Source organism: Pseudoalteromonas rubra (genome assembly GCF_001482385.1).
Classification (GTDB): domain Bacteria; phylum Pseudomonadota; class Gammaproteobacteria; order Enterobacterales; family Alteromonadaceae; genus Pseudoalteromonas; species Pseudoalteromonas ardens.
The window spans coordinates 1,797,271-1,811,449 of sequence record NZ_CP013611.1 but is presented as its reverse complement, the minus strand read 5'-3'; the positions used below and the strand labels follow the sequence as shown (position 1 = coordinate 1,811,449).

At 48.9% G+C, this 14,179-nt stretch carries 10 protein-coding genes; 6 read left to right on the top strand and 4 right to left on the bottom strand.

Features of this window, described 5'->3' with window-relative positions; translation table 11 throughout:
* The first annotated feature begins 101 nt into the window (after positions 1-101).
* The 5 genes from AT705_RS07965 to AT705_RS07940 all read left to right on the top strand — a co-directional run bounded on the left by AT705_RS07965 (position 102) and on the right by AT705_RS07940 (position 7,556).
* The gene (locus AT705_RS07965; RefSeq protein ID WP_058796178.1) at positions 102-3,401 is read left to right on the top strand and encodes a VPS10 domain-containing protein; all 3,300 of its coding nucleotides are present in this window, start codon (positions 102-104) and stop codon (positions 3,399-3,401) included.
* Positions 3,402-3,623: 222 nt separating this feature from the next.
* Positions 3,624-4,079 carry a GNAT family N-acetyltransferase gene (locus AT705_RS07960; protein ID WP_058796177.1) on the top strand — a complete coding sequence of 152 codons (456 nt, stop codon included), beginning with the start codon at positions 3,624-3,626 and terminating at the stop codon, positions 4,077-4,079.
* A gap of 482 nt (positions 4,080-4,561) precedes the next feature.
* Positions 4,562-5,209 carry a GNAT family N-acetyltransferase gene (locus AT705_RS07950; protein ID WP_237113799.1) on the top strand — a complete coding sequence of 216 codons (648 nt, stop codon included), beginning with the start codon at positions 4,562-4,564 and terminating at the stop codon, positions 5,207-5,209.
* Positions 5,210-5,271: 62 nt separating this feature from the next.
* Positions 5,272-5,649: an MmcQ/YjbR family DNA-binding protein gene (locus AT705_RS07945; RefSeq protein ID WP_058796174.1), complete on the top strand. Its 378-nt coding sequence runs from the start codon at positions 5,272-5,274 to the stop codon at positions 5,647-5,649.
* A 62-nt stretch (positions 5,650-5,711) separates the two neighbouring features.
* Positions 5,712-7,556: a winged helix-turn-helix domain-containing protein gene (locus AT705_RS07940; RefSeq protein WP_058796173.1), complete on the top strand. Its 1,845-nt coding sequence runs from the start codon at positions 5,712-5,714 to the stop codon at positions 7,554-7,556.
* 59 nt (positions 7,557-7,615) lie between these two features.
* On the opposite strand, the gene AT705_RS07935 is transcribed toward AT705_RS07940, so the two are convergent.
* Together AT705_RS07935 and AT705_RS07930 are read right to left on the bottom strand one after the other, a co-directional pair.
* Positions 7,616-8,359, bottom strand: coding sequence for a DUF1295 domain-containing protein (locus tag AT705_RS07935; protein WP_058796172.1), 744 nt, complete (start codon positions 8,357-8,359; stop codon positions 7,616-7,618).
* 44 nt (positions 8,360-8,403) lie between these two features.
* Positions 8,404-9,672, bottom strand: a complete 1,269-nt coding sequence (locus AT705_RS07930) for a sterol desaturase family protein (RefSeq protein WP_049864432.1) — start codon at positions 9,670-9,672, stop codon at positions 8,404-8,406.
* 385 nt (positions 9,673-10,057) lie between these two features.
* Between AT705_RS07930 and AT705_RS07925 the strand changes: the two genes are divergently transcribed.
* On the top strand, positions 10,058-11,593 hold the full coding sequence (locus tag AT705_RS07925; protein WP_058796171.1) for a hypothetical protein: 1,536 nt from the start codon (positions 10,058-10,060) through the stop codon (positions 11,591-11,593).
* Between the two features lie 95 nt (positions 11,594-11,688).
* Here AT705_RS07925 and AT705_RS07920 read toward each other — a convergent pair whose 3' ends face one another.
* Together AT705_RS07920 and AT705_RS07915 are read right to left on the bottom strand one after the other, a co-directional pair.
* The gene (locus AT705_RS07920) at positions 11,689-12,183 is read right to left on the bottom strand and encodes a hypothetical protein (protein ID WP_157576704.1); all 495 of its coding nucleotides are present in this window, start codon (positions 12,181-12,183) and stop codon (positions 11,689-11,691) included.
* Between the two features lie 205 nt (positions 12,184-12,388).
* On the bottom strand, positions 12,389-14,047 hold the full coding sequence (locus AT705_RS07915) for an SUMF1/EgtB/PvdO family nonheme iron enzyme (RefSeq protein WP_237113798.1): 1,659 nt from the start codon (positions 14,045-14,047) through the stop codon (positions 12,389-12,391).
* Positions 14,048-14,179: the final 132 nt, after the last annotated feature.

The window sequence follows — 14,179 nt, the reverse complement described above, 5'->3', positions numbered from 1 at the left end:
CTTATTGCACCAATCAAGGAAGTAACATACGGTTAATGAGTTTCTCAAGGTGTGATGTTGTAACACTCTGGGTAATCCAAAAATAAAAATAGGGAAAATGTATGCATCAACTAAAACTTGGCCGCACTATGCGTATTGCATTGTTCGGTGCAGCCACTGCGCTCTGTAGCTTACCTGGGCTGGCTGCCAAAGGGGACGAAGGGGTACTCTCTGCTGCCACTTTTAAAGGGTTAGAGCTGAGAAATATTGGTCCTGGCTTTATGTCAGGCCGTATCGCTGATATCGCCATTGACCCCAAAGATACCAGTGTCTGGTATGTTGGGGTTGGTTCCGGCGGAGTATGGAAAACGAATAATGCGGGTGTGACCTGGCAACCCATTTTTGATGATCAGCCCGTTTATTCAATCGGTGCTGTGGTGTTGGACCCAAATAACAGCAATACCGTTTGGGTAGGCACGGGTGAAAACGTTGGTGGTCGCCACGTCAGCTTTGGTGATGGAATCTATGTCAGTCATGATGGTGGCGCAAACTGGACCAATATGGGGCTGAAAAACTCCGGGCATATTTCGGAGATCATTGTACACCCAGCAGACTCAAACACAGTGTGGGTGGCTGCACAGGGTCCACTGTGGAGCAAAGGTGGTCAGCGTGGTTTGTACAAAACCACCGATGGCGGAAAAACCTGGAACAAAGTGCTGGGTGACAATGACTGGACCGGTGTGACCGATGTCGCTATTGACCCACGTGATCCCAACGTATTGTATGCTGCTACCTGGCAACGCCATCGTACCGTAGCTGCGTATTATGGTGGGGGGCCGGGTTCCGGGTTACATAAATCTACCGATGGCGGCAAAACCTGGCACAAGTTGGCGCAAGGGTTACCGCAAGGGGAAATGGGCAAAATCGGCCTTGAAGTCTCGCCGATAGACCCGGATGTTGTGTACGCTGCCATTGAATTGAACCGTCGCACAGGTGCCGTGTACCGTTCGGCTGATCGGGGTGCCTCCTGGGTTAAAGGGGCCGATGCTGTTGCTGGTGGTACCGGACCACATTACTATCAGGAACTCTACGCCAGCCCTCACCATTTTGATCATATCTACCTGGCTGGTGTACGTTTGCATGAGTCCAAAGACGGTGGCAAATCTTTTAAACGGATGGAAGAAAAAGATAAACATGGCGATAACCATGCCATGGAATTTATCGCTGGTGATAAGAACTACATGATGGTGGGTTCTGACGGTGGTTTATATGAAAGCTTCGACAGTGGTGTGCACTGGCGCTACCACGAAAATTTGCCTGTCACTCAGTATTACAAGTTGGCACTGGATGACCATAAGCCGTTTTATAACATTTACGGTGGGACACAGGATAACAATACTCAGGGTGGCCCCTCTCGTACTCTAAACAGTCACGGTATTCTCAATACCGACTGGAAAGTGGTGTTGTTTGGTGATGGTCATCAGCCTGCCACTGAGCCGGGTAACCCGGATATTGTGTATGCGCAATGGCAGCAGGGCAACCTGACTCGCTACGACCGCACCACAGGCGAGATAGTTTATATTAAGCCTCAGCCTGGTAAGGGTGAAAAGCCTGAACGCTTTAACTGGGATGCCCCCATTCTGGTCAGCCCACACAAACCGTCACGATTATACTTTGCCTCACACAGGGTGTGGCAGTCGGAAGATCGGGGTGACAGCTGGACACCCATCTCGGGTGACCTGACTAAGAATCGAGAGCGCATTCATCAGCCTATCATGGGTGGTAAGCAGGGCTGGGATGGTGCCTGGGATATGTTTGCGATGTCACAATACAGCACCATTACATCCTTGTCTGAATCTCCCCTGGTGGAAGGTTTGCTGTATGCCGGTACCGACGATGGCCATATTCAGATCTCTGAAAATGGAGGGAAGTCCTGGCGTAAAGTGGATGTCAAACGATTACCTAGGGTGCCAGATACAGCATTTATTAATGACATCAAAGCGGACTTATTCGATCCTGATACTGTATATATTTCGCTTGATAACCACAAGTTCGGCGATTATAAGCCTTACTTACTGAAAAGTACCAACCGTGGTAAGTCCTGGAAGTCTATTGCAAGCAATTTACCCGACAAACATCTGGTTTGGCGTGTAGTACAAGACCATGTCGACCCGGATCTGTTGTTCGCTGGGACTGAATTTGGTTTGTTCTTTACAGTGGATGGCGGTAAGCGTTGGGTCGAGCTGACGGGTAATGTGCCTACGATTTCGTTCCGCGACTTGGCTATCCAGCGTCGTGAAAATGATCTGGTGGGGGCCAGCTTTGGCCGGGGTTTCTTTGTTCTGGATGACTATCGGGCGCTGCGTAACCTGTCAGAAGACAAGCTGGAGCAGGGGTCTTTGCTATTCCCAACCCGTGATGCGCTATGGTATATCGAGCGCAGCCCGCTTGGTGGGGGTGAAGTGGGCACTCAGGGTGGTAACAAATACCGTGCGCCGAATCCGGATTTTGGGGCCACTTTTACCTACTACCTGAAAGACGACATCAAGAGCCTCAAGGCACAGCGCCAGGCAACAGAAAAAGCGCTGCAAGAAGATGATAAGTCGGTGGGTGTCCCAGCATGGGATAAACTCGAAGCTGAGGTGCGTCAACAGCAGCCTGCTATCTGGTTCACTATTCGCGATGAGCAGGGTAATGTGATCCGCAAGGTACAAGGTAAGGCCAAAAAAGGTCTGCACCGGGTTAACTGGGATCTGCGCTGGCCAGCGCATCAGGCCATAGGCGTACAGGGCAATTATTTCTCGCCTAACCCACAAGGCTCACTGGTGACACCGGGCACGTACAGCGTTACCATGAGCAAAGAGGTCGATGGCCAGATCACCCAATTAGAGGCGCCGCAAACCTTTAAAGTGGTGCAGTTACACCAGCGTAATGCGCTGAAAGCTATTGATGGCGAAAAAGTGGCGGCGTTCTGGAAAGAGCTGGCTAATGTGCAGCGCGTGGCCAGTGCCACAGGTCAGGCATTGGGTAGAGCCGTGAAGCGTCTGGATATGCTTGAACAGTCACTGGATCGCACGTCCGTGGAGTTGGGTGAGTTTGACGGCCAGTTTGCCACCATCCGCAACCAGTTACTGGCGCTGGATAGCCGCCTGAACGGTAATCCCGCTAAAAACCAGGTGGGTGCCTCGAATAACACGGCTACAGTAGGTGACCGCCTGTTCCACGCTCTGATCGGCACCAGCTTCTCGACGTATGGCCCGACCCCGGCTATTCGTACCAGCGTGGATCTGGCAACGGAAGAACTCAGAGCGATCCGCAATGAACTGCAGACCATTCTGAACGAGACCATTCCTGCGTTTGAGCAGCAACTGCAAGCCAAAGGGGCACCCTGGGTCCCAGGTCAGTCATTGCCGCAGATTTAATCTGTTATCCTCAGTGAACTGAAAAGGGCTCAACAGAGCCCTTTCTTTTTATCCGATGGCTGAATACTGCTGTATATATTCAGCTCGCGTAGGGTAAATTAATCATCACTATAGTGAGTGATGTAATGACGGAACAGTCACTCAGTACAAGAAATCAGAGTCTTGCGTTTTCAAATGCAGGCCTAAAAACATGCTTACTGAAATTAAGGACGAGGTGCAAAGATGACCAACATTCGAGTAGCAACACCGCAAGATTTATCCGCCGTCGTGAAGCTGTATAAAGAGTTACGTGGACATGATCCCGATATGAGCGAGCTGGTGCTTGAATCGACCTGGGCCGGGATGCTAAATAACCCGGGCGTCAGCATTGTGGTTGCTGAGGTAGACGGGCAGCTTGCATCAACCTGTCAGTTGGGCGTTGTTCCGACACTCACCAATGGGTGTCGCCCATTTGGCATTATTGAACATGTCATTACCGCAGAGTCGTTTCGTCGCCAGGGGCTCAGTGAGCGGGTGCTCGAAAAGGCGTTGTCGTTTGCCTGGGAACAGCATTGTTACAAGGTGATGTTGTTGTCTGGCGCAACAAGAACCAGCGCGCACAAGTTGTATGAAAAGGTGGGATTTAAATCGGATGTAGAAAATGGGTTTGTTATAAAGTGCCCGGTTCAGGCAAAGTAAAAACCTGCAGTGTTGTTGTTATGTGGAATGGATGTGTCGCAAATTATGCGCGTGATAAAAGTTGTTTGTGCTGCGTTCGTTTCATATGTGTTACCTGCCAAACTGACCTTATTATTTATCAATACCTTCAGTATAGAGCCCACCAGGCTTGAGCTGGACAACCCCTGGGAATTGTGGTCAGTACTGACGAGCTTTTTATAATTATTTATAAAAAGCAAACGAAGTTTGATATCAGTCCGCATTTGTATTTAACCTAAATTGGTGCAAAAGGTCTGATGTTAATGTTTTATAGAGTACCCTCTGGCATCTGTTTTGGGCTTAGTTGCGTACATTTCTAGCTTAAAACTGTCGAAGTTCCCACACCAGGTAAACTGGTTATTTAATTTCTCCAGCTATGCATTATTATGTACCTATTTGGGTAAATTACTTCTCATTACAATCGTCATATTTTTGTAATGTAGTGTAACTTTAATGATGAGTATATGACTTTGAGTGAGTTTTGGACAAAGCAAAATGTGCATATCGGAGCGTGCCAAATGGGGGCTGAACTGGCCTATCACCACAACACTTTTTTGGACAAGCGTTTTTCAATTAAATTAATCTGCCTAGATGATTTGCCACGTTTGTGCCGCTGGATGAACGACCCCAGGGTTGCGCACTTCTGGCAACAAGCCTGGAGTGAAGAAAAACAATGGCAGTACTTGAGTGACAAACTAGCCGATGCCCACACTTTGCCTTTGATAGGCTATCTGGATCAGCAGCCTTTTGCTTATCTGGAAGTATACTGGGCGGCAGAAGACAAGCTGGCACACTATTATGAGGCGTCAGTGTATGATCGCGGGATACATTTGCTAGTGGGTGAGCAAAGTTGCCGTGGCCCTGAGAACTTTCGCGGCTGGATGACCAGCCTCAGCCATTTAATCTATCAGAGTCAGCCACAGACTCAGCGTATTGTGCTGGAACCCAGAGCTGACAATGCGCGACTGATGACCCGCATGGCAGAGCTCGGCTACGACAAACAATTCGAGTTTGATTTTCCTCATAAACGTGCTGCGTTATTGATGGCTCACAAAGCGCATTTCTACAAGCATATTTTCACAACATATGGAGAGCGTGAGTCAGTCATTTAGCGGATTGGCAGGCGGTGTTTGAACGTGTATGGTGTGTTTAGATATTTTTAAAGGACTAAAACATGGACCATACACAAGCCCATACTTACCTGCTCAATAAACCCTTTTCTAGCGTCGGGCAACCCTTTGGACCCGATGTAGATGTGTTTAAAGTGAAAGACAAAATGTTCGCCACCTTGTCACCGGGCAGATATAACGAAGGTGAAACGCGTCATTGGTGGCTGAATCTGAAGTGTGATCCGGATGAGGCGCAGGCATTGCGGGATATTTTTGAGGCTGTGATCCCCGGTTATCATATGAATAAGCGACTTTGGAACACGGTGATCCTGGACGGCTCTGTACCTCGTGGAGAAATAGAGCGGATGATTGATAATTCGTTTCTGTTGGTGGTGCAGAAGATGACCAAAAAACAGCGAGAAGCTGTGTTGTTGCACCTTTAGTGTTTTAATCATAATTGGGTTATGCTTGTTACTGAATAGGACAATAACAATTACATAACACTATGCGCTACCAGTTCGATGACTTTGAGTTCGATAGTATTGATTTGATCTTGCTTCGTGCAGGCACCGCACTTGCTATTCGTCATAATGAAGCAAAATTACTGGCTCTGTTACTGGCAAATACCCACAGAGTACTGAGTAAAGAGGAAATTTTGGACCAGGTCTGGCAAGACAAAGTCGTCTCTGAACAGGCTGTGTTTCAGAATATCAGTCATTTACGTGCTTTATTTGGTAATGATGCCATCAAAACCTTTGCTAAGCGAGGTTACCAGTGGCAGCGCCAGGTAACAGGCGTGAACGCCGCCCCGATAACACGCCCTCTCATCACTTCGGACACTGTTCATGCGCCCATAACCGTGACACCCGTTGACACTGACGTTTCAGCACGCCACAGAGTCAGCAACTGGCTGGGGGTATCACTTATTTCCTTATTGGTGTTGCTGGCGTTTGTTTTTGTGCTGCAGCGCGATGAAGCGCAATCGGAAAGCTTTTCAATAACTTATTTGCCATTTGAAGGCTCGGAACCTGAACAGTGGCAACTACAAGACACCACACAGCTGAATTTTACGTCCCTGACTACGCTTTCTGCGGCGAATTTCAGAACATCGCAGGAATTGGTGTATCCTGAGGTGGCAGTGCAGCATCCGGTGATCCTCACAGCCAGTGTGCGTCAGGTTGATGCGCTTTGGTATCTGACTTTCTGGCTCAAAGGCCCGGCAGGTCAGTGGCAGGGGGTGCTGCATGGTGCAACCTCACAAGCCGTGCAGCAGAAGCTCTATCAGCATCTCAGTCAGCCGGTCGTTGCATCTTTGTTGCAGCATGCCCACTCACCTGACCTTAAGCTGGCCATGCTGACGCAGGCTCATCAGCGGACACCTGAAGATCTGATCCTACTGGGGGCATTGGTCAATGCGTATCTGGATGTACACGAATTAGAGAAGGCGATGGCGATGGCTGAAAAACTGGCCGTGCTGGCCAAAGCGCAGACTAACACTCAGCAAGAGGGGCGTGCTCTGGCATATCAGGGGGAGATTTTGTTACGCAAAAACCTGGTCGACCTCAGTCTGATAAGACTAGATATGGCATTGCAGGCGCTGGAGGTTAGTCAGGATCTGAGAGCTCAGTCAGACGTCTGGCACAGCCGTTCCTGGTTGTATCATTTGCAGCGAGATTATGGGCAGGTTAAAGCGAGCTTGCTTCATTCCGCACAGCTGGCCCGACAGACACAGGACATTGCCAGAGAGTTAGATGCGCTGACTTACTTGTCGATAATGGCGAGTAAAAATCAGCAGGATGATGACAAGTATCATTATTTAAGACTGGCAGAGGAGAAAATGCGGGACTATGAGCTGCCGGTTTACCACTTTGCTAAAGTGCCTTTCCACTATGCTATTTTTGCAGACAAACCAGCTGACAAAGAACCACACTATCGGCGCGTGCTGGAATATACGGCACTGACACCGAATCATTGGGTGGCTCAGTCCAGCCGTAAATCGCTGGTTCGTTATTATTTGCGTGAAGCGCGTTTTGAGGAGGCCGAATCACTGATCACCAGTGTGCGTCAGGATAATGCAGAAAATGCTTATTTGTCAGTCATGTACGCGGCAGCCGTGCAAACTCAGGCTGAACTTTTGCCCCTGGCGTTGCGTGCCTTTGAGCTGGCTCAGTTGTCAGGAGAGCGCCGAATTGGTCTCGACGTGGCGTTGCTGTTATGTCAGATGCCAGTTGAGTCAGGCGTGAATAGCGACTTCTATGCACAGTATATCAGTGAGCATGCAACGTCAGATTGGCGAATGCAGAATGAAGCACAGTTGCTGGCACTCAATTTGATGGCTGCGGGTAGATAGGTAGGGTATGACACGTCAGACTCAGAGGCGATGAGGGCCGCTGAGCCTGACAGACAAGGTTAGTAGACGAAGGGGATCAGCTTTTTGGTTTTGGCTGCGTATTGGTCGAACTTCTCTCCATAACGCTCAGACAAGTAGCCATCGAGTGCCGGAATATGGAAACTGATAAACGAATACGCCATAAAGAAGGGCAGCAACAGCGTCCAGTAGTTATAACTCAGTAAGCACCAGCCCGTGAACAGCACGACATCCCCAAAGTAGTTGATGTGCATTGAATGCTTAAACAGACCTTCTGTGTAGCACCGGCCTTTGTTTGCCGGGTCTTGTTTCCACCACTTTCGTTGGATCTCAGAGCCACTGTTCAGATACGAGCCAACGATTAGCAGAACCAGCGCTACTATGTCCAGAGTCCCAAAAGGGATCACCTCGTTTCTGAATGCGCCACCGCCGACCAGTAACAGGCCTATTTCGAAAAAAGCCATAAAGCACAGCAAACCCAAAGCTTCTCCCCAGTCAATTCTGCGTTGTAGCAGGTAAAGCACTGTAATGGCATGGCGTAGCCAGTAGACAAACACACAGGCCAGCATAAGCAGTGCCCTGTCGTTATCAACCAGCGTCCATTGTTGGCCAAACAGTTGGCCAATCAGGGTCCAGCCGTCAGCTACTGCCAGCCAGGCGCAGAAAAGCACTAAGCCAAAGTGCAGGCCGACAAAGGTCCACCTTTGCGCTATGGTGCGGCCATGCTCGCGATTGACGCCTCCACCGGCACTTTGACTGTCCGAGTTATGATTTATTGTTTCCATATTTTTTCCTTCAATCATATTAACTTAGCTTTAGTCGATATCATCTACTGGAGCTCTGCGCTGAGTTCCACTGGCGCAGTTGGACGGGTGCGATAGATGACGTAATTACACAGAGATATCAGTGCCAGCGTGGCAGTCCCTAAGGTGATCCAGGCCGCTTGATCGGTCTCGATGGCCCAGTACAAAATGAGGCCATATAACACTTGCGTGACGGCCTCCATAGGCAGGCCTAGCTTGGCGCCATCGAACACTAAGCCGTTAAAGTGACAGAGCCAGAAAAACAGCAGGGACAGGCTCACTAAAGGCAATGTGGGGAGCTCGCCAAAATAACTCATCAGATAGGTAAACAGCACCACAATACTGCTAAAGCGTACGAAAGCAGTCCACTTGGTGCGTTTACAGATGTAAGGGTCTTTTGGCTTAAAGTCTTTGGACTTTACTTTGGCGGTGAGCGAGTAGAAATCGGCTTTATTGGCGTTTTTAGGGAGCCAGGCCGGTGGCGCAAAAATAGAGCAAAGCACCTCAAACACCGAGCGTGAGCATTTAATTTTTTGCCAGATGGTTTTGAGGTAATAGGAGTTGATCACTAGTGGACTAAAGCTGGGGTAAGATTCGCGCACGCCGTATACCACCGGGTCACTCTCTAACTCTCGCTGATAGGTGCCAAACAAACGATCCCAGATGATTAAGATACCCCCATAGTTCTTGTCTATATATTGACGGTTACGCGCATGATGGACGCGGTGCAAAGAGGGGGTATTAAAAATTTTGTCTGCGCGAGGGGTTTTTTTCAGGTACTTGGTGTGAATACAAAATGCCCAGATAATTTGGGTATAGCTGGCGGCCAGGAATACTTCCAGTGAAATACCCATAAATGCCATGGGGATAAAGGTCATCCACATGGTCAGCTCAGTGAAATAGCTGATCCGGATGGATACCCCAAAATTAAAATTCTCCGCCGTATGGTGTACCAGATGGTCGGCCCAGAATAGCCCGATCATATGATGAAAGCGGTGGTTCCAGTAATACAAAAAGTCATAAACCAGGAATGCGAGTAAATAAATCAGTGGGTTGCTCTGATCCAGGTCGACCAGTCTGTACTCGTTGTAGACCAGGGTGTACAGAGCAACCACGGCGAGTAAAAAGATAAACGACAAGCCCAGATTGCCCAGTGCAATGGTGGCATTGGTCAGGGTGTCATTAAGGCGATAGTTTTTTTGTTTTCGCAAAAAATTGATGGTTGCCAGAATAAATAGCGGGCCCAGATAAAAGGGCAGGGTATACATTACTTCTTCGGTAAAGTTGAGATCCATGTTAATCCCTTAGTGTGTTGTCTTCATTAGTTGAGGGCAGCAGCCAACAGGTCTGCTGTCTTTTTAAGCTGCGTATGTCACAAGCATCGACATATGGAATAAAATAATTTTGTAAATTCATATTAACATTGATTTATCCTTAATTTCACTAACTTTATTTTCTGCTCCTTGTCATTTCACCTATCCCCTTTAAATACAAGGGATACAGAAGCATACCTAATAGATTCTTTGGTTAACATTGTGTTTTTTAAATGTGAATAGAAAATGGATGTGGAATAAAGATCCCATGCTATTTTTTAATCAGGAATAAAAATGGAGTATTTGCTCAATGTTTTTCAGTGCGGGCCGATAAGGTGTGCGGGATATAAAAAAGGAAATGAAAACAATGACTAAATATGTATTCCCCCTGCTTGGTATGATGGTGTCTGCCGCAGCGGTTCAGGCCTCTGACACAACAGCCCTTGTCAGTCAGAATTTTGATGATGGCTATGTCGGTCTGTTTGTGGCAGACGGCGCATTGAGCCAGTTTGAAGCAACTTCACTGTTACCCATCAGCGGCGCAAAGAGTCTGGCGATGACCAGCGAAGGCCACTATCGGGTTGGTACTGAGGCGCTGATCATGCGAACGCTGCCGCAGGTGAGTCGGTTGAGTGCATCGTTTGATATTGCGATGCCACTATCCGATAGCGCAAGCCGCAGCCCTTACACCATTGCGCAGTGTGTGTTTGAGATAGAATATGCCGATGGTAATGTGTATGAGTCTTATGTTTCACGTAATGATGAAGTACCCACCTATCAGGACAGTATTTATTCCCATGACTGCCAGGTGACCTTGCCAGCGGGCAAAGCCATTCACAAAGTTACCTGGTTTCTTGACAGCTACGCTTTACCCAATGAAACCGTCTACCTGGATAATCTAGAAATAACACTCGAAGAGGGCAGCCATCAAAGCAATGCAGAAGTGGATCTTTTCTCGCAAGGACAAGACTTCTCGGGGCTCACCGAGGCACAGGTTGACGCCTTTTTTAGTGATGCTCCTACTTTGACGCATGCTAATGGGGTGGCAAGTTTGCGTTTAAACCAGACAGCATCCGGTAGTTACGGTACGCGCTTTCACCTTGCTGCGCCTGACTTCTCTCATACCCACCCGGAGTATATGATCTATCAGGCTAGCATTACTAATTCAGGTTCGCAGCCGGTAAATGCGCAGCTTTATGGCAGTGCCAGTTATCAAAAACAGTTTCGCGACGTCGATCACAGTGCTGCCTTTGCGCCCAGTTATTACATCGCACCAAATAGTACTGCTGTGGTACCGATTGTTGTTGACCTGGGTAGTGATGGCCTGACCACAGATATTACTTCTACTGAGCTGCGTATTACCGCGGACGGGGCGGTGTCCTTAAATAGTTTGACACTGCTTTTGGGTACCAGCTTGCCGGATGGTCTGGTGACGATCTCGACGTCGGGGTTTGAAACGGATACGGGTGGATTTACAACCCGTTCGCCGCAAGACGTTTCTCTGATCAATCAGGCTCTACAGGTCATCAGTGGTGAGCAAAGTCTGGGGTTTGAGATGAGCCCGTGGCGCCAGGCTGGCTTTACACACTACTTTGGCTGGGGCGCTGAATTCTATGCAGATAAAGTCTATACCCAGTTGGCTGTACAGCTGATGGAAGCGCAAAAAGACACGCCCGTCAGAGTGTGTACAGATGCCTATTACAGGACCGGTGCACATGACAGCCATTGTGCAGAGCGTATGCTGGGGGTGGGCAGTTTTCAACTGAATGAGGTTTACCCGGTCGACTCTTCGCGACCGTTATCTCGCATGATTGTTCGGGTTCGTAGCTATGGCAGCGTCAGTATTAAAGGGGAAATGGATAATTTTGTACTGGGATACTGGCCCGCAATTCCACCGCAGTAATCGTGGTTCATGTAAACGGGCACAGGTAAGTGTGTGCCCTTTTACCTACAGCATGGTTATCACAACGCCCTGCTGAGCGCGAGCCTGGTTACCCTTCACTGAATTTTATGGTAGATACCATAAAATAGCGTTTCCCAGGACTTGCCCTCATTGCCTGAGGACTGCCAGTGCTGGTGTACCGTGTTATTCTTTTTGGGTTGCCAGGTGATCCGGTGTAAAACAGGCTTGCCTTCACTGTCCAGCCCCGGGCCTTGCAACACCATGCCGTGGTTGTAGCGGTTGCCATTGAGTTGCAGCAGCAAACCGGCATTGTCGGTCCAGCTTTGATGCCAGTGTTGTTGCTGTTTATCGAAAATATTCAAACTCTTACCTTTATACCCGGAGACTGCCTGATATTCCTCTAAAATGACACAGCCGTTAAGTATTTTGGTGATTTTACTGTTGCCTGCAAACTGCCCCTTTGACATGACCCGCCATTCACCTATCCAAAAATCAAAAGCATGATACTGGGGGCTGTCACAGAGCGAGCGCGCACCTAAGCCCGATGAACAGAGAAAGACGGTGAGTAAGAGGCAATATTTGATTAGCATATTAAGTCATATTCCATAAAGTCTGCTGGTTAATCAAAGTAAGAAACGCTTTTTCAGACCTATGTTAAAAAGTAGCGTTTATTTCAATGAATGGGCAACCTTGTGGGAGCGTTTTCGTTGTGTTGTTGCAATTTGTGGATGAATACTGGCTTTAACAGAATAGGTTGCAAGCGCAGGGGAAAGTTTGTTTCCCCTGCTTTTATGATTAGTCGCGTTTCAGCGCTAGCCAGTTGAGTTTCCAGTTGGTGTCGTGGGACTGAAGTTTCAGGGTATGCTCGCCTGCACTCAGGTAAACACGCTCTCCTTGTTGTGTTTGCCAGTCATGATAGCCACCGGTGCCACTGACCGTGTGTTTTGAAACCGTTTCCCCGTTGATTTTGACTGAAAAGCCTTTACCATCGCGTGGCCCGGCAATTCGATAACTCAGTCGATAGTGACCACTCTGACTGACAGTGATCTGGTAATCAATCTCTGCATCTTCGGCAATGCCACCGCCACCGGTCAGGTTTAATCTTCCTTCCGTGTCTGAGGTTCTGGCGGTATTCGCGCCAGTGACGGTGTGTGCATATTCAGCTTCGATGCGGCCCGGTACTACAAGCGCTGTACCACGGGTTTTGACCAGGTTACTGTAGTTACTTTGTAGGTTGCGGCGCACGGCTACCACGGTATATTCGTAGACATTGGGCGAGGCATTGGCGTCGATAAACTGCGTGTCGATGACGTTGTCAGCAATCAATTCAAACATAGAGCCAGCGCTGTAATTGCGGTAAATCCGGTAGCCAAAAATATCAGCCTCTTTGCTGCTATCCCAGCTGAGCATCGTTGTACCATCGGTTTGGGAAAGCCTCAGGTTAGTGACAGGCTGGGGATAAGCAAACTGCTGGTCCCGACGTTTTTGTTCCTGCTGTTGCGCAAAGGCGAGCTGTTGCTCGAACTGACGAGTTGTTTTGCCGGGCTTGGGGGCCTGGCCATCCAGTGCAATGCGAAAGCCCTCGGCGGCGCCTGCAAAGTCTTCAGGCATCCCGCCGCGTTGTGTCACAGGCCAGATATTCCAGTGCCAGCTGCTGCCGCGCGTTGCGCGCGTTTCACATTGCTCTGACAGGAATGTGCGGCCATCAGAGTAGGCATTATTGTAGTTGTCTAGATAACAGTCACCCATAAACTCTGCAACATTGCTCAGCATATCATGCAGACCATAAGGGTTTGGTTTGTACATGCCGACGACGCTGGCATAGGTCGCATGATCAACACAATCGGCAAAGCCATCAACGAAGTTGACATAAGAGCTGTTAGTGGTGCGTTGTAGCTCATCTTCGCCACTCAGATCGGCGGTATTCTCATACTCACAGACAGAAGGGTGTTTCGGGTCATTGCCAAAATAAAACCGGCTTGTGGCAGCGCCGCGTGCCGCATATTCCCATTCTGCTTCACTGGGCAAACGGTAGGGTTTCCCGGTCGTTTTTGCCAGCCAGTCAACATAGGCTTTTGCACCTGCCCAGCTTACGCAGATAGCAGGCTGAAACTCATTATGAGTCAGGCTGTTATTATCCCAGCTGCCGGGCGTGTTGCCGATGAACCAGTTGTCCAGCTGGTGATAGCACGCCTGCGGAGCTTCAAAGCCGGTGGCCTCTACAAAGTGTCGATACTCTCTGACGGTGACCTCGTACTTCCCCAGGCTGAACTCGGGCAGAGTAACAGTACGCACGGGTTGAGTGTTTTCGCTTTCTGTACTGCCCATGGCAAAGCTGCCCGCCGGGACAGTCACCATGATGGGTTCAATGGGCGTAAGGGGTTTGCCGGCTAGTGCGGGTGCACTGGCCAGTAGCACTATGCAGGTAGAGTAGGGAAGAGTCGCTTTCATCATTATTTTTCCTGTAAAAAAGACGGCTTCACCTTGCCTAACCTGAACGGGAGAAATCCTAGCGAATTTTTACAAAGTGAGGAAAATAGAAATATTCTAGAACGATTTGGCGGTAAGGGTAATCTCAAAATTCTG